Origin of the sequence: Cupriavidus alkaliphilus, assembly GCF_014191175.1 — a bacterium.
Classification (GTDB): domain Bacteria; phylum Pseudomonadota; class Gammaproteobacteria; order Burkholderiales; family Burkholderiaceae; genus Cupriavidus; species Cupriavidus alkaliphilus.
In genome coordinates, this window is the sequence record NZ_JACHWE010000001.1 from 971,680 (window position 1) to 990,751 (window position 19,072).

Genomic DNA, 19,072 nt, shown 5'->3' on the forward strand with positions numbered 1-19,072 from the left:
GCTGGCGTTACCGAATTTCCGTCACCGAACTCTTACCGAATCCAGGAGCATTCCATCATGATGAAAGGTCAACTCGCAGGGCTGATGAAGCAGGCCCAGCAGATGCAGGAAAACATGAAGAAGATGCAGGAGCAGCTGGCCCTGATCGAGGTCGAGGGCCAGTCCGGCGCCGGTCTCGTCAAGGTGGTCATGACCTGCAAGAACGATGTCAAGCGCGTCACCATCGACCCCAGCCTGCTGGCCGAGGGTGAGGACAAGGACCTGCTCGAAGACCTGGTCGCGGCGGCCTTCAACGACGCCGTGCGCAAGGCCGAGGCCACCACGCAGGAAAAGATGGGCTCGATGACCTCGGGCCTGCCGCTGCCCCCGGGCTTCAAGCTGCCGTTCTAAGGCCATTGTGAAAGCGTCTTCGCCGACTTCGCTGCAGGCGCTGGTCGAGGCGCTGCGGGTGCTGCCCGGCGTCGGGCCCAAGTCCGCCCAGCGCATGGCCTACCACCTGCTGCAGCACGACCGCGAGGGCGCGCGCAAGCTGGGCGATGCGCTGCGCGGCGCGGCGGACCATATCCGCCACTGCCAGCGCTGCAACACTTTCACCGAGCAGGAAATCTGCGAGACCTGCCTGGACGACCGCCGCGACGCCTCGGTGCTGTGCGTGGTGGAGACGCCGGCCGACCAGGTCATGATCGAGCAGACCCTGACCTACCGCGGCAAGTATTTCGTGCTGATGGGCCGGCTGTCGCCGCTGGACGGCATCGGCCCGCGCGAGATCCACCTGGACCGGCTGCTGGCGCGCGCCACCGAGCCCGAGCTGGGCGGCCCGGTCGGCGAGGTCATCGTGGCCACCAATTTCACCAGCGAGGGCGAGGCTACCGCGCACTACATCGGCGAGATGCTCAAGGCGCGCGGGCTCAAGGTGTCGCGCCTGGCGCGCGGCGTGCCGGTGGGCGGCGAGCTCGAGTATGTCGACGCCGGCACCATTGCCCGCGCGGTGATGGACCGCCGCAACCTCTGAGCGCCGCTGCGCCGGCCGGCGTGCCGGTCGCAGGCACTGCCACCGGCACGCGCTTTCATTTCCCGTCCGCTCCCATGAACCTGGCCCGCTTCGATCTCGTCACGCTCGGCTTGTTCGTTGCCGTGGCCCGGCAGGGCAGTATCTCGGCCGGCGCGCGCCAGTCGCACCTGGCGGTGGCGGCGGCGAGCAAGCGCATTTCGGACCTCGAGACCGCGGTCGGCGCGCCGCTGTTCTTTCGCCATGCCGCCGGCGTGCAGCTGACCGAGGCCGGCCAGGCCTGCTTCCACCATGCGCTGACCATCCTGCAGGACGTCGAGCGCATGGCAGGGGTGATGTCGGACTATGCCTCCGGCGTGCGCGGGCAGGTGCGCGTGTGCGCCAACACCTCGGCGATCACGCAGTTCCTGCCCGATGACCTGGCCTCGTTCATGCAGCGCCATCCGACCATCCGCATCGAGCTGGAAGAGCAGAACTCACGCGATATCGTTGCCGCGCTGGTCGAGAACCGCGCCGACGTCGGCATCTTCGCCGACCGCACTCCGGCCGCCGGGCTGATGACGGTCGAATACCGCCAGGACGAGCTGGTCATCATCACCCCGCCCAACCATCCGCTGGCCGCGCGCGGCCCGGTGCACTACGCCGACACGCTCGAATTCGATTTCGTCAGCCTGCCGCAGGAAACCTCGCTGGCGGCGCGCCTGCTGGAAGAGAGCAGCCGGCTCGACCGGCCGTTCCGGCTGCGCATCCAGGTGCGCAGCTTCGACGCCATGTGCCGCATGGTGATGGCCGGGCTGGGCGTGGGCGTGCTGCCGCGCATCGCGGCCGAGCCGCACGTCAAGTCGATGGGGCTGTCGCTGGTGACGCTGCAGGATGCGTGGGCGCGCCGCTCGCTGCTGATCGGGCTGCGCGACCCGGCCGGGCTGACGGTGTCGGCGCGGCTGCTGATCACCCACCTGTGCGGGGACCGGGCGCCGTTCTGACGCGCCTGCGCCGGGGCTCTGCGCAGCCTTTCGCGTTCCGAGAAAGCCCGCTTCTCCGATTGCCGATTCCTGGCACGCCCCGCGCTGGGGCAAACTCCGTCCGAACGCAATGTATGGCAAGCCAGTCAATGGCGCTGCCGCACTGCAACAAGACTGCCGCATCGCACGGAGACACCCATGGCGCAACAGATCCTTGAGGGCATTCGCGTCCTCGAACTCGGACAACTTATCGCCGGCCCCTTTGCTGCCAAGACCCTGGCCGACTTTGGCGCCCACATCATCAAGGTCGAGCCGCCCGGGCAGGGCGACCCGCTGCGCAAATGGCGCATGCTGCATGAAGGCACCTCGGTGTGGTGGGAGGCGCAGTCGCGCAACAAGGAATCGGTCTGCATCGACCTGCGCCAGCCGGAAGGCCAGGCGCTGGTGCGCAAGCTGGCCGCCGAGGCCGACGTGCTGATCGAGAATTTCCGCCCCGGCACGATGGAGAAGTGGGGCCTGGGCTGGGACGTGCTGCATGCCGACAATCCGCGCCTGATCATGCTGCGCGTGTCGGGCTACGGCCAGACCGGACCGAAGAAGGACGAGCCCGGCTTTGCCGCCGTGGCCGAGGCCATGGCCGGCCTGCGCCACCTGACCGGCGAGCCCGGCCGCGCCCCGGTGCGCGCCGGCCTGTCGCTGGGCGACACCATCGCCGGCCTGCACGGCGCCATGGGCGTGCTGCTGGCGCTGTACCAGCGCGATGCGCGCGGCGGCGAAGGGCAGGTGATCGACGTGGCGCTGTACGAGTCGCTGTTCAACCTGAGCGAAAGCCTGCTGCCGGAATACTCGGCCTTCGGCGCGGTGCGCCAGCCCGCCGGCGGCGCGCTGCCGGGGATCGCGCCGTCCAATGCCTATCCCTGCGCCAGCGGCGAATACGTGCTGGTGGCGGCCAACGGCGACGCCATCTTCAAGCGCATGATGCTCGCCATCGGCCGCGCCGATCTGGCCGACGATCCCGCACTGGAGCGCAACGACGGCCGCGTCGCGCGCGTCGACGAGATCGATGCCGCGATTGCCGACTGGACCCGCACGCAGACGGTGGAGTCAGCGCTGGCGGTGCTGCGCGACGCGCAGGTGCCGTCGGGCCGCATCTATACCGTCAAGGACATCGCCGAAGACCCGCACTACCGCGCCCGCGGCGTGATCGAGTCGGTCACCTCCGCCGCAGGCCTGACCGTGGAAGTGCCCGGCGTGGTGCCCAAGTTGTCGGCCAGCCCGGGCGCCATCCATGACCGCGCGCCGGCGCTGGGCGAGCATACCGATGCGGTGCTGAAGCAGGCCGGCTTCGACGACGCCGCCATCGCCGACCTGCGCGCGCGCAAGGTGATCGCATGAGCGCCGCCGCCAGCTCCGCCGCTACCCTCTTGCGCGGCCCGGCCCGCGTCGAGATCAATGAGGTCGCGCCGCGCGACGGCCTGCAGATCGAGCCGGTGGTGGTGCCGACCGATGCCAAGGTTGCCTTCGTCGATGCGCTCTCCGCCTGCGGCTTCGCGCGCATCGAGGCCACCTCGTTCACCTCGGCCCGCGCCATTCCCGCGCTGGCCGATGCCGAGGCGCTGATGCACCGCATGCGGCGCCAGCCGGGCGTGCGCTACACCGCGCTGGTGCCCAACCTGCGCGGGCTCGAGCGCGCGCTGTCGTGCCGGCCCGACGAGGTCAACCTGGTGATGTCGGCCAGCGAGACCCACAACCGCGCCAACCTGCGCATGACGCGCGCGCAGTCGCGGCAGCAGCTGCTGGCGATGATTGCCGAGGCGGGCGCGGCCGGCGTGCCGGTCAACGTGTCGCTGTCGACGGTATTCGGCTGCCCGTTCGAGGGCGAGGTCGATAGCGCCGAGGTGATGGCGCTGGCCAGCGCCTTCGCCGACGCCGGCGCGGCCGGCATCACGCTGTGCGACACCACCGGCATGGCCTATCCCAACCAGGTCGCGGCGCTGTGCCAGGCCTTCCAGGCAGCGCTGCCCGGCACCGGCCTGACCATCCACCTGCACAACACCCGCGGCATGGGCCTGGCCAATGCCGTGGCCGCCTGGCAGGCCGGCGTGACGCGCTTCGACGCGGCCGCCGGCGGCCTGGGCGGGTGCCCTTATGCGCCCGGTGCCAGCGGCAACGTCAGCACCGAAGACCTGGTCCACATGTTCGATTGCATGGGCGTGCAGACCGGTGTCGACCTGGGCGCGCTGCTCGCGGTGGTCGCCGGCATGCCGGAACTGGTCGGGCGCGACCTCCAGAGCCAGCTGCTGAGCGCGGGACCGCGCCTGCGCACGCACCAGGCGCCGGCCTGGCTGGCCGAACATTTTGCCGGGCAGGCGTAGCCCTGCACGCGTATCACAACAACGTATCCACAAGACCAGACGGAGACACTCATGAAACAAGCCCTTCAACACCAGCCCGCCATGCCCGCACGGCGCAAGGCCGTGACCGCGACGCTGGCTACCTTCGCGGCGATCGGCGCGGCATGGTTCGCCCCGGCGGCCTTAGCGCAGGACGGCAGCTATCCCGCGCGGCCGGTAACGCTGGTGGTATCGGCCGCGGCCGGCGGCACCACCGACCTTGCCGCACGGATGATTGCCGAGCCGCTGTCCAAGGCGCTCGGCCAGCCCGTGGTGGTCGACAACCGTCCCGGCGGCAATGGCGGCATCGCCGCGAGCCTGGTGGCGCGCGCCAAGCCCGACGGCTACACGCTGATGCTGCAGTACTCGGGCTTCCACGTGATCACGCCGCTGCTGGTGAAGAACCTGTCGTGGGATCCGGTCAAGGACTTTGCCCCGGTGGCCAATATCCTGTCGGCGCCGCAGGTGCTGGTGGTGCGTCCGAGCCTGCCGGTCAAGTCGCTGAAGGAACTGGTGGCCTACGCCAAGGCCAATCCGGACAAGCTCAACTACGCCTCGTCGGGCAACGGCTCGCTGCAGCACGTGTCGACCGAGCTGCTGAACCAGATGGCCGGCACCAAGATCACCCACGTGCCGTACAAGGGCACCGGCCCGGCCATGACCGACCTGCTGGGCGGCTCGGTCGACCTGACCATCACCACGCCGCCGCCGCTGATGGGCCATATCGCCGCCGGCAAGCTGCGTCCGCTGGTGGTGACCAGCAAGACCCGCCTGCCCAGCCTGAAGGACGTGCCGTCGGCGCCCGAGGCCGGCTACCCCGACCTCGACGTGTCGTCGTGGTTCGCGATGTACGCGCCGGCGGGCACGCCCAAGCCGGTGGTCGACAAGCTGACCGGCGAGATCGACAAGATCATGCGCACCGAGGCCTTCCGCCAGAAGGCCGAGGACCTGGGCGCCGAGGCCAAGTACATGAACCCGCAGCAGCTGGCGCAATACCAGAAGGCCGAGCTGGCGCGCTGGGCCAAGGTGATCAAGTCCGCCGACATCCACGCGGAATAAGGCCAGTGGCGGTGGCAAGGTGATCGAAAGGTAAGGGCGCTAAGCTGGCGGGCTTGCTAGGTATTGATACCGATGCGGCGCGCCGTGCCGTCCGGTAGCATCGCAATTTGCCGCACCGCGGCGCGCCCCCATGCCGGGGGCTCTTGCGGCGTCCTTTTGCAACGCCTTTTGCAACGCCATTCGCAGCGTCCCTTTGCCTTCGCATCTGCCGCGGCGCCAGTCCACACGGGTAGGAGATCTCGCATGTATAACAAGAAATTCTGGAAGCAATTCCTGATCGCGCTGGCGCTGTTCCTGGCCGGCTGGTTCACCTTCGGCCAGGCGCAGGCGCAGGGCAAGCCCGAGAAGACCAAGGTCACCATCGCGGTCGGCGGCAAGAACCTGTTCTATTACCTGCCGCTGACCATCGCCGAGCGCCTCGGCTACTTCAAGGAAGAAGGGCTGGATGTCGAGATCGTCGACTTCGCCGGCGGCGCCAAGGCGCTGCAGGCGGTGGTGGGCGGCAGCGCGGACGTGGTTTCGGGCGCCTACGAGCACACCATCAACCTGCAGGCCAAGGGCCAGCGCTACCAGGAATTCGTGCTGCAGGGCCGCGCCCCGCAGATCGTGCTGGTGGTGTCGAACAAGACCATGCCCAACTTCAAGTCGATCGCCGACCTGAAGGGCAAGAAGATCGGCGTGACCGCGCCGGGCTCGTCGACCAACATGATGGCCAACTTCGTGCTGGCCAAGGCCGGCCTGAAGCCGTCGGACGTGTCCTTCATCGGCGTCGGCGCCAGCGCCGGCGCGGTGGCGGCGATGCGTTCGGGCCAGATCGATGCCATGGCCAACCTCGACCCGGTGGTGTCGATGCTGACGCAGAAGAACGAAGTGCGCATTGCCTCGGATACCCGCACGCTCAAGGACACCCAGGCGGTGTTCGGCGGCAACATGCCGTCGGGCTGCCTGTATGCGTCGCAGGCCTTTATCCAGCAGAATCCCAACACCACGCAGGCGCTGACCAACGCCATGGTGCGCGCGCTCAAGTGGCTGCAGAAGGCGGGCCCGTCCGACATCGTCAAGACCGTGCCGGAAAGCTACCTGCTGGGCGACCGTGCGCTGTACCTGGCCGCGTGGGAGAAGGTCAAGGAAGCGATCTCGCCGGACGGCACCATGCCGGCCGACGGCCCGCGCACGGCGCTCAATGCGCTGGGCCAGTTCGACGCCGAACTGAAGGGCAAGCCGATCAAGCTGGAAGAGACCTACACCAACGCTTTCGTGCAGAAGGCCAACGCCAAGTACAAGTAATTTTCCCGCCGTCGATGCTATCGGCCCGCTGCCCGCAGCGGGCCTTTGCTTTGCGGCAACGACGGCCCATCCATCATCACTCGCCCGCGCCGCCCCTCGCGCCGCCACGGCGGGTCTGAGACGGTTCATCATGAGCATTCCCGCACTTTCACTCGAGCAGGTCACCTGCACCTTTGTCTCGCGCGATGACCGCAGCCAGCGCTATACCGCGGTCAAGGACGTCACGCTGTCGATCCAGCCCGGCGAATTCGTATCGGTGGTGGGTCCCACCGGCTGCGGCAAGTCCACGCTGCTGAATGTCGGCGCCGGCCTGCTGGAGCCTTCCAGCGGCGAGGTGCGCGTGTTCGGCGAGCCGCTGCGCGGCATCAACCGGCGTGCCGGCTACATGTTCCAGACCGAGGCGCTGATGCCGTGGCGCAGCGCGCTCGACAACGTCGTCGCCGGCCTGGAATTCCGCGGCACCGCGCGCGCCGAGGCGGTGCGGCAGGGCGAGGAATGGCTGCGCCGCGTGGGCCTGGGCGGGTTTGGCGACCGCTACCCGCACCAGCTCTCGGGCGGCATGCGCAAGCGCGTGGCGCTGGCGCAGACGCTGGTGCTGGACCCGGACATCATCCTGATGGACGAGCCGTTCTCCGCGCTCGACATCCAGACCCGCCAGCTGATGGAGAACGAAGTGCTGGAGCTGTGGGCCGCCAAGCGCAAGGCGGTGCTCTTCATCACCCACGACCTGGACGAGGCCATCGCCATGAGCGACCGCGTGGTGGTGCTGTCGGCCGGCCCCGGCACGCATCCGATCGGCGAGTTCGCGATCGACCTGCCGCGTCCGCGCGATGTCGCCGAGATCCGCAACCATCCGCGCTTTGTCGAGCTGCACGCCGCGATCTGGGACGTGCTGCGCGAGGAAGTGCTCAAGGGCTACGCCCAGCAGCGCAAGGTGGCCTGACCGGTCGTGCGTCCCAATTCAAAACAAGAACTGAATCCCGATGGCATTCCGTACTGATTCCAAGGGCATGCTGCGCGTGTGGCAGCTGCTGGTCCTGGTGGTGATCCTCGGCGTGTGGCACGTGGCCACGCGCTCGCAGCAGGTCGCCTTCTTCTTTGGCGAGCCACTGATGGTGGCGCAACGCATCTGGAACTGGTTTATCGTCGAGCGCGATATCTACCTGCACCTGGGCGTGACCCTGATCGAAACCGTGCTGGCCTTCGGCATCGGCACGGTGGCGGGGCTGGGCGTCGGCCTGTGGCTGGCGCTGAGCCCGCTCACCTCCGCCATCCTCGATCCCTACGTCAAGGCCATGAATTCGATGCCGCGCGTGATCCTGGCGCCGATCTTCGCGGTCTGGTTCGGCCTGGGCATCTGGTCGAAGGTGGCGCTGGCGGTTACGCTGGTGTTCTTCATCGTTTTCTTCAACGTCTACCAGGGCGTCAAGGAAGTCAGCCCGGTGGTGCTGGCCAATGCGCGCATGCTGGGCGCCAGCCAGAAGCAGCTGCTGCGCCATGTCTACCTGCCGAGCGCGACCAGCTGGGTGTTCTCGTCGCTGCATACCTCGGTGGGCCTGGCCTTCGTCGGCGCGGTGGTGGGCGAATACCTGGGCTCGGCGCGGGGCGTGGGCTACCTGATCCTGCAGGCCGAGGGCACCTTCGACATCAATACCGTGTTCGCGGGCATCGTGGTGCTGACCGCGTTTGCGCTGGTGCTGGACTGGATGGTCGGCATCGGCGAGAAGCGGCTGATGAAGTGGCAGCCGAAGAGCGGGGAGACGGAGAAGCTTTGAGGTTGGTTTTGCTCCCTCTCCCGCAAGCGGGAGAGGGAGTACCCAAGTGGTCAAGGAGATGGCGGGGTGCTGAATGGCACCGACACCGTCAGTCCACCTCCCGGCGTTTCGGCGAGCTCCACCGTCGCGCCATGCAGCCGTGCGATCTCGCGCACGATCGACAGGCCCAGGCCGGTGCCTTCCACCGCCTGCCCGCTCGCGCCGCGATAGAAGCGCCGGAACACCGCCTCGCGTTCGGCCGGCGCAATGCCGGGGCCGTTGTCGGTCACCTGCAGCTGCGCCATCCCGTCTTCACCCGCCACGCGCACTGTCACCATCGCGCCGCGCCCCGCATAGCGGATCGCGTTGTCGATCAGGTTGCCGGTCAGCTCCTGCAGCAGCTCGGGCTGTCCGGCGATCTGCGCCGCACCATCCTGCTCGAAGCCCAGGTCGACCCCGGCTGCGCGCGCCACCGGCGCCCACTCCAGCGCCACCGACTGTGCCAGCGTATCCAGGCGCAGCGGCTTCAGCGCCGGCTCATAGCCGGCATCGGGCTCCAGGCGCGATAGCGACAACAGCTGCTGCACGCCCCTGGACGCGTGCCGCACGGTGCCGTGCAGCCGCCGCATATGCTCGCGCACGCGTTCGCCGTCGCGTTCGCGCAGCGCCAGTTCGGACTGCGCCTGGATGATCGCCAGCGGGGTCTTGAGCTGGTGCGCGGCATCGGCAAAGAAGCGCTTGCGCGCCAGCACCATGCCGTGGAGCCGCTCCATGTACTGGTTCAGCGCCCGCACCAGCGGCTTCATCTCCGCGGGCAGGTCTTTCTGCTCGATCGGGTCGAGCTGCGTGCCGCGCCGCGCCACCGTGTCGGAGAGCCGGTGCAGCGGCCGCAGGCCGCGCCGCACGCCCAGCCAGACGATGCCAAGCGCCAGCGTCACCAGCATCAGCTCCTGCAGCAGCGAGCCGATCAGGATGTCGCGCGCCAGCAGCTGGCGCGGCTCGATGGTCTCGCCCACCAGCACCCACACCAGCCGCGTGCGCGCCGAGCCGACGTCGCGCACCGGCAGCGGCTGCGCCGCCATGCGCAATGGCTGGTCGCGGAACAGGGTGTCGTAGAACACGGTGCGGTACAGCTGCAGGGGGGCGTCGGCCGGCATCGGCAGGTCGTCGTAGCCGGTGACGGTGGTGCCGTCGTCGGCACGGATGCGGTAGAAGATGCGCGGGCCGGCCTGGCCGTCGAACAGCTCGAGCGCGAGGTTGGGCAGTTCGACCGCGAGCCGTCCCTCGTGCAGGCGGATGCCTTCGCGCATGGCGCGCAGCGATGCCTCCAGCGTGCGGTCGAAGGCGGTATGCGCGGCCGACATCGCGCGCTGGTAGGTCAGCCAGGCATCGAAGGCAAGCAGGCCCATCAGCGGCACCAGCAACCACAGCGACAGCTGCCGCCGCAGGCTGGGGGCCTGGCGCGGCCGCCTCATGCCGCCGGCCGCGTTTCGAGCAGGTAGCCCAGGCCGCGCAGCGTGACGATGGCGACGCCGCTGCCTTCGAGTTTCTTGCGCAGCCGGTGCACGTAGATCTCGATCGCGTCCGGATTGACCGATTCGTCGATGCCGAAGATCTTCTCCGACAGCGCGCCCTTGTTGACCGCGCGGCCATCGCGCAGCAACAGCACCTCGAGCACGGCGCGCTCGCGCCCGGTCAGCGCCAGCAACTGCCCGTGCAGCAGGAAGGCGCGGCTGATGCTGTCGTAGTGCAGCGGGCCGAAGGCGATCTGCGTGCGGTCGTGGCCATGGGCCCGGCGGATCAGCGCGCGGGCGCGCGCTTCCAGCTCGGACAGGTCGAACGGCTTGGCCAGGTAGTCGTCGGCGCCCAGGTCCAGGCCGCGCACGCGGTCCTCGACCGAGCCGTGCGCGGTCAGGATCAGCACCGGCAGCGAGTTGCGCCGCTGGCGCAGGCGGCGCAGCACTTCCAGCCCGTCGAGGCCGGGCAGGCCCAGGTCCAGGATCAGCAGGGCGTAGTCCTGCGTGCTCAGCAGCGTGTCCGCGCTGTGGCCGTCGTGCATGCAGTCGACCGTGAAGCCGGCCTGGCCCAGGGCCTGGCTCAGGGAACTGGCCAGCATCACATTGTCTTCGGCAAGCAGGATACGCATGGGGCAGGGCAATCAGGCGGCAAGGCGGGGAAACGGCTGCAACAGCAAAAACGGCAAAGGCCAGACTGATACAGCGAACCGCGCCGGCTTAGAAGCTAGGGAAACCACTGATCGCGGGGAGGCGCCACGGCCGCGAAATCCCTGCGGTTCGAAAGCGAACTGAAAGTGCGCGTCACCTACCATCCGGCCGCTGACGATTACTACAACAAGCACAAGGAAGGAGATGGCAATGAAGCGCACGGCAATGGCGTTGGCCGCGATGGGCCTGGCGGCCGCGGGGTCGGCATCCGCGCAATCAAACGTGACCCTGTATGGGCTGGTGGACGCGGGCATCGAATATGTCAGCCACGCCGGGCCGGACGGCGCGGCGGTCAAGCTGACCTCGGGCGGCAAAAACACCTCGCGCTGGGGCATCCGCGGCAGCGAAGACCTGGGCGGCGGCCTGAAGGCGATCTTCAACCTCGAAAGCGGCATCGCCATCGACACCGGCCGGCTCGATACCGACAACACGCTGTTCGACCGCCGCGCCACGGTGGGACTGTCAAGCCGCTACGGCCAGGTGGTGCTGGGTCGCACCTTCACCACCACCTACGACTTCATGCTGCCGTTCGACCCGATGGGCTATGCGCCGGCCTATTCGTGGGCGACGTCGGCGACGGCCACCGGCGGGCGCAAGGACGGCCTGTTCTCGCGCGCCTCCAATGCCATCCGCTACGACGGCAGCTTCGGCGGCCTGAAGCTCGGCGCGACGGTGGCGCTGGGCGAAGTGGCGGGGGACTTCAAGAGTTCGTCCAGGTATGCGCTGGGTGCCGGCTACAACGCCGGCAAGTTCGCCGCCGCCGCGACGTGGGACCGGCAGAACGGCGCCGGCACCAGCACCACGCCCGCCGACGCCACCGACTACATCCAGGGCATCCATGCCGGGGCCAGCTATGACTTCGGCGACCTGAAGCTGTTTGCCGGCTACCGCAACTACAAGCGCAGCTTTACCACCGGCGCCGCCAGCCACCGCAGCGACATGTACTGGGGCGGCGCCAGCTACGCCTTCACGCCGGCGTTTACGCTGTACGGCGCGGTCTACAAGCAGAACATCAAGGGCGGCAACGATGCCGACCCGATCCTGTTCTCGCTGCGCGGGCAGTACGCGCTGTCCAAGCGCACGCTGGCCTACCTGTCAGTGGGCTACGCCAAGGCGCGCAACGGCCAGGACGTCAGCGTGTCGCGCGACCTGGTCGGCTTTGGCAACAACCAGACGGGCGTCATGGCCGGCCTGCAGCATCGCTTCTGACAAGGGGAATTTCCGGAATACGGCCCGGCCGGGGGGCGGCTGTTTTGGGAACTGCCTGTTGGCCCGCGCCGGAGTGTGCGCAACCAGGACAACAGGCGGCTTGGGGCGCTTTGCCTCGCATGGCGCAGGGTGTAGCCGCACCGCCTGCGCCATGATTTTTTTGGGCCCCGGCACCAGCGCACCAGCCGCTGCGTCGATGCCCGGCAGCCGTCACGACACCATCACGGCACGATCACGATCTTGCCGGTGACCTTGCGCGCTTCCATGTCTTTGAGCGCCTGCGCGGCCTGCTCCAGCGGGTAGCGCGCCGAGATATGCGGGCGGATCTTGCCTTCCTTCATCCAGCCCAGCATCTGCGCCATGTTGGCCTGGTTGGCCTTGGGCTCGCGCCGCACGAAATCGCCCCAGAACACGCCCACCAGCGACGCGCCCTTGAGCAGTGCCAGGTTCAGCGGCAGCCGGGGAATCTCGCCGTTGGCGAAGCCCACCACCAGATAGCGCCCGCGCCAGCCGATCGAGCGGAACGCCGGCTCGGCATAGATGCCGCCGACCGGGTCGTAGACCACGTCGGGGCCCTTGCCGTCGGTCAGCGCCTTGACGCGCTCGCGCAGGTCTTCGGTGCTGTAGTTGATGAAGGCGTCGGCGCCGTGCTGCTTGCACACCGCCAGCTTTTCGTCGGTCGACGCCGCCGCGATCACGCGCGCGCCGATAGCCTTGCCGATCTCGATCGCCGCCAGGCCCACGCCGCCGGCCGCGCCCAGTACCAGCATGGTCTGACCCGCCTTGAGCTCGCCGCGGTCGATCACCGCGTGGTGCGAGGTGCCGTAGGTCAGCGTGAAGGCGGCCGCGGTCTCGAAGTCGATGCCGGGCGGCATCGGCACCACCGACGCCGCCGGCGCCTTGGCCTGGCTGGCGAAAGCGCCATTGCCCAGGTAGGCGATGACCTTGTCGCCGGGCTTGACGTGGGTGACGCCTTCGCCCACCGCGTTGACCACGCCGGCCAGCTCCGAACCCGGGGTGAACGGCAGTTCGGGCTTGGCCTGGTACTTGTTCTGGATGATCAGCACATCCGGGAAGTTGACCGCGGCCGCCTTGACGTCGATGACCACTTCGCCCTTGCCGGGCACCAGGTCGGGCAGGGTTTCGAGGGTCAGCGAATCGGGCGGACCCCAGGCTTTGCACAGTACGGCTTTCATCTTGTCTCCGGTGGTGTGGTTGGCATGCCGCGCCAGTCAAAGCTTACGCGGGCCGGCGGGGCAAGTGTAGCGCAGGAATAGCACGGTCGTTCTGTTTCATGCCGAAGCCGTGGAGGCGGTCATTTGCGGCCTGCATACCGCGCCTGCGCCGCCACGCTCGCACTCCCAGGCAGGGCGGCGCGCAGGCCGCTTGCGCGCCTGCGCTCAGGTACAATCGCGGCATGCATATCCTTCTCGCCAACGACGACGGTTATCTCGCGCCGGGACTGGCCGTTTTGCATGCTGCGCTCGCGCCGCTGGGCCGGATCACGGTCATCGCGCCGGAGCAGAACCATAGCGGCGCTTCCAATTCCCTCACCCTGCAGCGTCCGCTGTCGATCTACGAAGCGCGCGAAGGCGTGCAAAAAGGTTTTCGCTTCGTCAACGGCACGCCCACCGATTGCGTGCATATCGCGCTGACCGGGCTGCTCGAGGAAAAGCCAGACCTGGTGGTGTCCGGCATCAACCAGGGCCAGAACATGGGCGAGGACGTGCTGTACTCCGGCACCGTCGCCGCCGCGATCGAAGGCTACCTGCTCGGGATTCCTTCGGTGGCCTTCTCGCAGGTGGACAAGGGCTGGGAACACCTCGATGCCGCCGCGCGCGTCGCGCGCACCGTGGTGGAGCGCATCATCGGCACCCCGCCGGCCGAGCCGTTCCTGCTCAACGTCAATATCCCGAACCTGCCGTTCGAACATATCCAGGGTTATCGCGCCACGCGCCTGGGCAAGCGCCATCCGTCGCAGCCGGTGATCACGCAGGTCAACCCGCGCGGCGATACCAATTACTGGATCGGCCCGGCCGGCGACGCGCGCGATGCCAGCGAGGGCACCGATTTCCACGCGACCGCGCAGGGCTACGTCTCGCTCACGCCGTTGCAGCTGGACCTGACCCACCGCGGGCAGCTCGACGCGCTCGACCAGTGGCTGAAGTAGGGCCGCCGGTCCCGAGCCGCCCCAGCCGCCGAGTTGCCGCGCCGCGCCCCCGATGAGTTCCACGCCCCCTCGCAACAAGTTCCCGCTGCCGCTGGATGCGGTGGTCGAGCGCAAGCCCGCGCCCGAGCGCACCGCCGGCATGCCCGCGGTGGGAGCGCCACGCCCGGCCGCGCCGCTGTCCCCGCCGGCCACGCCGGCCAAGCCCCGCCTGCCGCGCACCGCGGCGCCGGCGCCCGCGCCGGTGCCCGCCAGCGCGGTCGCGCAGCGCGCCTCGGCGGCCACCGCGGGCGGCGGCGGCATGGCCTCGGCGCGCGCGCGCGTGGCACTGGCGGCGCGGCTGCGCGCCGCGGGCATCCGCGACGAGCGCGTGTTGTCGGCCATCGCCACGGTGCCCCGCCACCTGTTCGTCGAGCCGGGACTTGCGTCGCAGGCGTATGAAGACGCGGCGCTGCCGATCGGCCACCAGCAGACCATCTCCAAGCCGTCGGTGGTGGCGCGCATGATCGAACTGCTGCGCGAGGGCCTGGGCGCCGAGGCGCCGCTGGAGCGCGTGCTCGAGATCGGCACCGGCTGTGGCTACCAGGCCGCGGTGCTGGCCCAGGTGGCGCGCGAAGTCTTCTCGATCGAGCGCATCCGGCCGCTGCACGAGCAGGCCAAGGCGAACCTGCGGCCTTTGCGCGTGCCCAACCTGCGCCTGCATTACGGCGACGGCATGCTGGGCCTGCCGCAGGCCGCGCCGTTCTCGGCCATCATCCTCGCCGCGGCCGGCATGGAGGTGCCCGAGGCGCTGCTGGAGCAGCTGGCCATCGGCGGGCGCCTGATCGCCCCGGTCGCGGTGATGCCCCCGGCAGGCGTGCCCGGCCAGACCGTGACGCAGCAGTTGCTGCTGATCGAGCGGCGCAACCGCCATCGCTTTCACCGAACCGCGCTTGAAGCCGTTTTCTTTGTGCCCTTAAAATCGGGCACCATCTGAGTCGAACTATGCACAACATCGTGAAATCGCAAAATTTCGCACGCACCGGACAACTTCTTGCGGCGACGTCGCTCGCGGCCCTGCTGGCCGCCTGCGCCAATTCGCCGATGCCGGCGCCGGTCGTCGACCGTACCTCCACTTCCGGTACCACCGCGGCGACGCTGGAACCGGCGCCGCCCGGGTACTATCGGGTCAAGCGAGGCGATACCCTTTACCGTATCGCGCTGGAGAACGGCCAGTCGTATCGCGATGTCGCGGCGTGGAACAACCTGACCAACGTGAACCAGATCGAGGTCGGCCAGCTGCTGCGCATCGTGCCGCCGGGTGCCGACGTCAACACTGCGCCGGGGGTGGCGACCATGCCGGTAGCGCCGGGCACGGTGCAGGCCCAGCCGATCGACCAGGCCCGTCCGAACGGCACGCCGGTACCGCCGCCGGCCGCGCCCGCCGCCGCTGCCGCCGCCGCGGCTTCGGCTCCTGCGGCAGCGCCCGCCGCGACCGCGCCTGCCTCGGCGCCGATGGCCGATGGCTCGATGAAGCTGAGCTGGCCGGCGACCGGCCAGATGGTCGGTAAATTCGACGACAAGGGCAATAAAGGCATCGATATTGCGGGCAAGAAGGGCGATTCGGTGCTGGCCGCCGATGACGGTCGGGTGATTCACGTAGGCCCCTTGCGCGGCTACGGGAATCTTGTCATCATCAAACACAACGAGACATTTCTTACCGCTTACGGGCACAACGACAAGGTGCTCGTCGCGGAGCAATCCACGGTCCGAAAAGGCCAGAAGATTGCAGAGATGGGCAACAGTGATACCGACCGGGTGAAGCTTCACTTCGAAGTTCGCAAGAACGGAAAACCGGTTGATCCGATGCGGTACCTGCCGCCACAGTGAGGGTTCATGCCACGCCAGAAAACTGTCTCCTCCGGAACCGTCAGCAGGGCTCGCCGTCCCAAGCAGCCGGAAGTGAAGGCTGGTGTGGCGCATCCCGATGAACGCGCCGATGCAGAGGGCTTCGAGCCCGATCTCGCCGCCGAGATGCTTCCCGTGACCGACGAGCCCATCGCCACGTCCGCTTCGGTGGGCCTGCGCGAGGCCGACCTGCTCGGCGACGACAATGATCGCAACGAGCGCCATCTGCGCGACGACGACGAGGACGAGTCGGAAGACGAGGACGAAGACAGCGCGGAAAACGGCACCGAAAGCGCCACCGCCGAGCATGACGACTTCCGCACGGTGCTGCATACCGAGCTGGCGGCCGACACCGTCCAGCACTACCTCAACCGCATCAGCATCAAGCCGCTGCTGTCTGCGCCGGAAGAACTGCATTTCTCCACGCTGGCCAAGGACGGCGACTTTGCCGCGCGCCAGGTCATGATCGAGCGCAACCTGCGGCTGGTGGTCAGCATCGCCAAGGGCTATCTCAATCGCGGCGTGCCGCTGCTCGACCTGATCGAGGAGGGCAACCTGGGCCTGATGCACGCGATCGAGAAGTTCGATCCGTCGCGCGGCTTCCGCTTCTCGACCTATGCAACGTGGTGGATCCGCCAGAGCATCGAGCGCGCCATCATGAACCAGGCACGCACCGTTCGCCTGCCGGTGCACGTAATCCGCGAACTCAACCAGGTGCTGCGCGCCAAGCGCCATCTGGAGAAAGGCGGCACCGACGGGCGCGACGCCAGCCTGGAAGACATCGCCCACCTGCTGGGCAAGACGCCGGACGAAGTGCAGGACGTCCTGGCACTCAACGAACATACCACCTCGCTCGATACGCCGTTCGATCTCGATCCCGGCTCGAGCCTCCTGGATTTCCTCTCCGACGAGCACAACGCCGCCCCCGACCAGGAGGTGGCGCACCGCGAGCTGGAAGGGCTGATGAAGCTCTGGCTGGCGCGCCTGTCGGAAAAGCATCGCTATGTGGTGGAGCGCCGCTTCGGCCTCAACCATATCGAGCCCGCCACGCTGGAAGAGCTTGCCGAGGAGATGGGCCTGACGCGCGAGCGCGTACGCCAGATCCAGCAGGAGGCGCTGGTCAAGCTCAAGCGGCATTTCGCTTCGCAAGGTGTCAGGAAGGACGCCGTTCTATGACCCCTGTGCTGGTATTTGACATCGAGACCATTCCCGATGTCGCCGGCCTGCGCCGTTTGCATGACCACCCCGATGCGATGAGCGACGCCGAAGTCGCCGAGCATGCGTTCTCCGCCCGCCGGGAAAAGACCGGTAGCGATTTCCTCCCGCACTACCTCCAGCGCGTCGCCGCGATTTCCTGCGTGCTGCGGCGCACGCACCGCGACGGCTCGGCGGTGTTCCATGTCGGCTCGCTCGGCACGCCGGAAGACGGGGAGGCCACGCTGATCCAGAAGTTCTATGAACTGATCGCGCGCTACAGCCCGCAGCTGGTATCGTGGAATGGCGGCGGCTTCGACCTGCCGGTGCTGCACTACCGCGGCCTGGTCAACGGCATCACCGCGCCGCGCTACTGGGAGATGGGCGAGGGCCGCGACGAAGACAGCCGCGACTTCAAGTGGAACAACTACATCAGCCGCTACCACATGCGGCACCTGGACCTGATGGACCTGCTGGCGATGTACCAGCCGCGCGCCAGCGCCCCGCTCGATGACCTCGCTAAGCTGTGCGGCTTTCCCGGCAAGATGGGGATGGATGGCAGCAAGGTGTGGCAGGCCTTCCAGGCCGGGCAGCTCGACGAGATCCGCGCCTATTGCGAGACTGACGTCGTCAACACCTACCTGATGTACTGCCGCTTCCAGCTGATGCGCGGCGGGCTGTCGCCGCGCGAGTTCGACGTCGAGATGGAATTCGTCCAGGAATCGCTGGCCGAGCTGCCGGGCGAGCAGTGGATGGAATACCTGCAGGCCTTCCGGCTGCAGCGCCTGACGCCCGAGGCCGAAGACCTCGAGGATTGACGACGGCAGGCGCCATGCCGGCTTAGAGGTCCAGCGACAGCAGGATCGGCTGGTGGTCCGAGGCATCGGTGTCGGCGTTGACCTCGCAGCGCCGGATGCGGGCAACGAGCGGCTCGGTCACCAGCATGAAGTCACAGGCAAAGGGCGGCTCGGGCCATTGTTCCTTGTCGTGCAGCGCGCAAGTGGGCGCATGCGGCAGGCAGGGATGCGCATGCAGCCAGGCGTCGCGCCAGGCCGGCGTGCCGTCATCGAATGGTTCCAGCATGCGCCGATAGGCAACGTCGTCGGGTTTGCTGTTGAAGTCGCCGCACAGGATGGCCTCGACGGGCCGGGGCTCCGGCGTGAACGGGCCCGGCCACTGCTCGCTGCGGCCGGGCCGACGCGCGTGAGCGCAAGCCTCGGCATGCCAGTCGCGCAGGGCTTCGGCCTGCGCCGTGCGCTGGGTCGCCGAATAATATTCCAGGTGGGTGCAGATCACCCGCAGCCGCGCGCTGCCGGACTCCAGGGTCGCTTCCAGTGCCACCCGCGGCATCGATGCCACCTCGGGGTCCGCGGGCCAGGGCAGCGCATGGCGGAACACCTCGCGCACCGGCAGCCGGGTGGCGATCAGGTTGCCGAACTGCTTCAGCGCGCCGTCGCGGCCGCGCCGCTCGACCGCCGGCGCATAGAGCAGCCGATAGCCCGGCAGCAGCGCGGTCAGCTCCGACACCTGGTCGGCGCCGGGTTCGCCGCGCAGTTCGCCAAAGCCGCGCGTCACTTCCTGCAGGCACAGCACGTCCGCGTCGGCCATGGCGCGCAGGACCTGTACCTGCCGCGCCAGGTCGACGCGTCCGTCGGCGCCGCGGCCCCACTGGATGTTCCACGAAATCAGTTCCATGCCTGCTCTCCATCGTTGGCCCGGACGTACGCCAACGGAGCGGGCCCGGTCTGGCATACAATCGCGCTTTCGTAAAACAATACGTCAGGTTTGATCTGGTGTCCCAAGCCGTGTCCTCCCCACAAGAAACGCCGGCCGTGCCGGCTGCTGCGGCCGTCGAAGGTGCTGCCCCCGTCGCAAAGAATTCCCGTGGCCGTGGTGCCGCCCAGGGCGGTACGCCTGCGGACGACC

Annotated in this window: 19 protein-coding genes; 15 read left to right on the top strand and 4 right to left on the bottom strand. The window is 68.3% G+C overall.

Annotated features, from left to right (window positions below):
- Positions 1-57 precede the first annotated feature (57 nt).
- From FHX60_RS04625 to FHX60_RS04665, 9 genes are all read left to right on the top strand, one after another.
- On the top strand, positions 58-390 hold the full coding sequence (locus FHX60_RS04625) for a YbaB/EbfC family nucleoid-associated protein (protein ID WP_062800650.1): 333 nt from the start codon (positions 58-60) through the stop codon (positions 388-390).
- Between the two features lie 7 nt (positions 391-397).
- On the top strand, positions 398-1,012 hold the full coding sequence (gene recR, locus FHX60_RS04630) for a recombination mediator RecR (RefSeq protein ID WP_010814257.1): 615 nt from the start codon (positions 398-400) through the stop codon (positions 1,010-1,012).
- Between the two features lie 74 nt (positions 1,013-1,086).
- Positions 1,087-1,992, top strand: a complete 906-nt coding sequence (locus FHX60_RS04635; protein ID WP_012353186.1) for a LysR family transcriptional regulator — start codon at positions 1,087-1,089, stop codon at positions 1,990-1,992.
- 177 nt (positions 1,993-2,169) lie between these two features.
- On the top strand, positions 2,170-3,366 hold the full coding sequence (locus FHX60_RS04640) for a CaiB/BaiF CoA transferase family protein (RefSeq protein WP_112774046.1): 1,197 nt from the start codon (positions 2,170-2,172) through the stop codon (positions 3,364-3,366).
- Positions 3,363-4,346, top strand: coding sequence for a hydroxymethylglutaryl-CoA lyase (locus FHX60_RS04645; protein ID WP_183282636.1), 984 nt, complete (start codon positions 3,363-3,365; stop codon positions 4,344-4,346). Before FHX60_RS04640 ends, FHX60_RS04645 begins: the two co-directional genes overlap by 4 nt.
- Positions 4,347-4,397: 51 nt before the next feature.
- Entirely contained in the window at positions 4,398-5,423 is a 1,026-nt protein-coding gene (locus FHX60_RS04650) for a Bug family tripartite tricarboxylate transporter substrate binding protein (protein ID WP_183282637.1), read from the top strand.
- Positions 5,424-5,666: 243 nt separating this feature from the next.
- On the top strand, positions 5,667-6,710 hold the full coding sequence (locus tag FHX60_RS04655; protein WP_092309302.1) for an ABC transporter substrate-binding protein: 1,044 nt from the start codon (positions 5,667-5,669) through the stop codon (positions 6,708-6,710).
- A 130-nt stretch (positions 6,711-6,840) separates the two neighbouring features.
- The gene (locus FHX60_RS04660; protein ID WP_092309299.1) at positions 6,841-7,653 is read left to right on the top strand and encodes an ABC transporter ATP-binding protein; all 813 of its coding nucleotides are present in this window, start codon (positions 6,841-6,843) and stop codon (positions 7,651-7,653) included.
- Positions 7,654-7,693: 40 nt separating this feature from the next.
- Complete coding sequence (locus FHX60_RS04665) at positions 7,694-8,485, top strand: ABC transporter permease (RefSeq protein WP_092309296.1); 792 nt, start codon at positions 7,694-7,696, stop codon at positions 8,483-8,485.
- A gap of 50 nt (positions 8,486-8,535) precedes the next feature.
- Here the strand turns inward: FHX60_RS04665 and FHX60_RS04670 are convergent, their stop codons facing one another.
- Positions 8,536-9,939, bottom strand: coding sequence for a sensor histidine kinase (locus tag FHX60_RS04670; protein WP_183282638.1), 1,404 nt, complete (start codon positions 9,937-9,939; stop codon positions 8,536-8,538).
- Positions 9,936-10,610, bottom strand: a complete 675-nt coding sequence (locus FHX60_RS04675) for a response regulator (RefSeq protein ID WP_183282639.1) — start codon at positions 10,608-10,610, stop codon at positions 9,936-9,938. The genes FHX60_RS04670 and FHX60_RS04675 overlap by 4 nt, the downstream gene beginning before the upstream one ends.
- Before the next feature lie 229 nt (positions 10,611-10,839).
- Here FHX60_RS04675 and FHX60_RS04680 point away from each other — a divergent pair, with 229 nt between their 5' ends.
- The gene (locus FHX60_RS04680; protein WP_183282640.1) at positions 10,840-11,898 is read left to right on the top strand and encodes a porin; all 1,059 of its coding nucleotides are present in this window, start codon (positions 10,840-10,842) and stop codon (positions 11,896-11,898) included.
- Positions 11,899-12,119: 221 nt separating this feature from the next.
- Here the strand turns inward: FHX60_RS04680 and FHX60_RS04685 are convergent, their stop codons facing one another.
- On the bottom strand, positions 12,120-13,094 hold the full coding sequence (locus FHX60_RS04685; RefSeq protein ID WP_112774053.1) for an NADPH:quinone oxidoreductase family protein: 975 nt from the start codon (positions 13,092-13,094) through the stop codon (positions 12,120-12,122).
- A 221-nt stretch (positions 13,095-13,315) separates the two neighbouring features.
- Here FHX60_RS04685 and surE point away from each other — a divergent pair, with 221 nt between their 5' ends.
- The 5 genes from surE to FHX60_RS04710 are packed head-to-tail and all read left to right on the top strand — an operon-like array spanning position 13,316 to position 17,964.
- The gene (gene surE / locus FHX60_RS04690) at positions 13,316-14,068 is read left to right on the top strand and encodes a 5'/3'-nucleotidase SurE (RefSeq protein WP_092309281.1); all 753 of its coding nucleotides are present in this window, start codon (positions 13,316-13,318) and stop codon (positions 14,066-14,068) included.
- Between the two features lie 52 nt (positions 14,069-14,120).
- Positions 14,121-15,041 (top strand): protein-L-isoaspartate(D-aspartate) O-methyltransferase, encoded by a 921-nt coding sequence (locus FHX60_RS04695; protein WP_112774054.1) that lies wholly within the window; start codon positions 14,121-14,123, stop codon positions 15,039-15,041.
- Positions 15,042-15,049: 8 nt separating this feature from the next.
- Positions 15,050-15,934 carry a peptidoglycan DD-metalloendopeptidase family protein gene (locus tag FHX60_RS04700; protein ID WP_183282641.1) on the top strand — a complete coding sequence of 295 codons (885 nt, stop codon included), beginning with the start codon at positions 15,050-15,052 and terminating at the stop codon, positions 15,932-15,934.
- A 6-nt stretch (positions 15,935-15,940) separates the two neighbouring features.
- The gene (gene rpoS / locus FHX60_RS04705; RefSeq protein WP_111517707.1) at positions 15,941-17,128 is read left to right on the top strand and encodes an RNA polymerase sigma factor RpoS; all 1,188 of its coding nucleotides are present in this window, start codon (positions 15,941-15,943) and stop codon (positions 17,126-17,128) included.
- Positions 17,125-17,964, top strand: coding sequence for a 3'-5' exonuclease (locus tag FHX60_RS04710; protein ID WP_092309269.1), 840 nt, complete (start codon positions 17,125-17,127; stop codon positions 17,962-17,964). Before rpoS ends, FHX60_RS04710 begins: the two co-directional genes overlap by 4 nt.
- A gap of 22 nt (positions 17,965-17,986) precedes the next feature.
- On the opposite strand, the gene FHX60_RS04715 is transcribed toward FHX60_RS04710, so the two are convergent.
- Entirely contained in the window at positions 17,987-18,841 is an 855-nt protein-coding gene (locus FHX60_RS04715) for an endonuclease/exonuclease/phosphatase family protein (RefSeq protein ID WP_183282642.1), read from the bottom strand.
- Positions 18,842-19,072 lie beyond the last annotated feature (231 nt).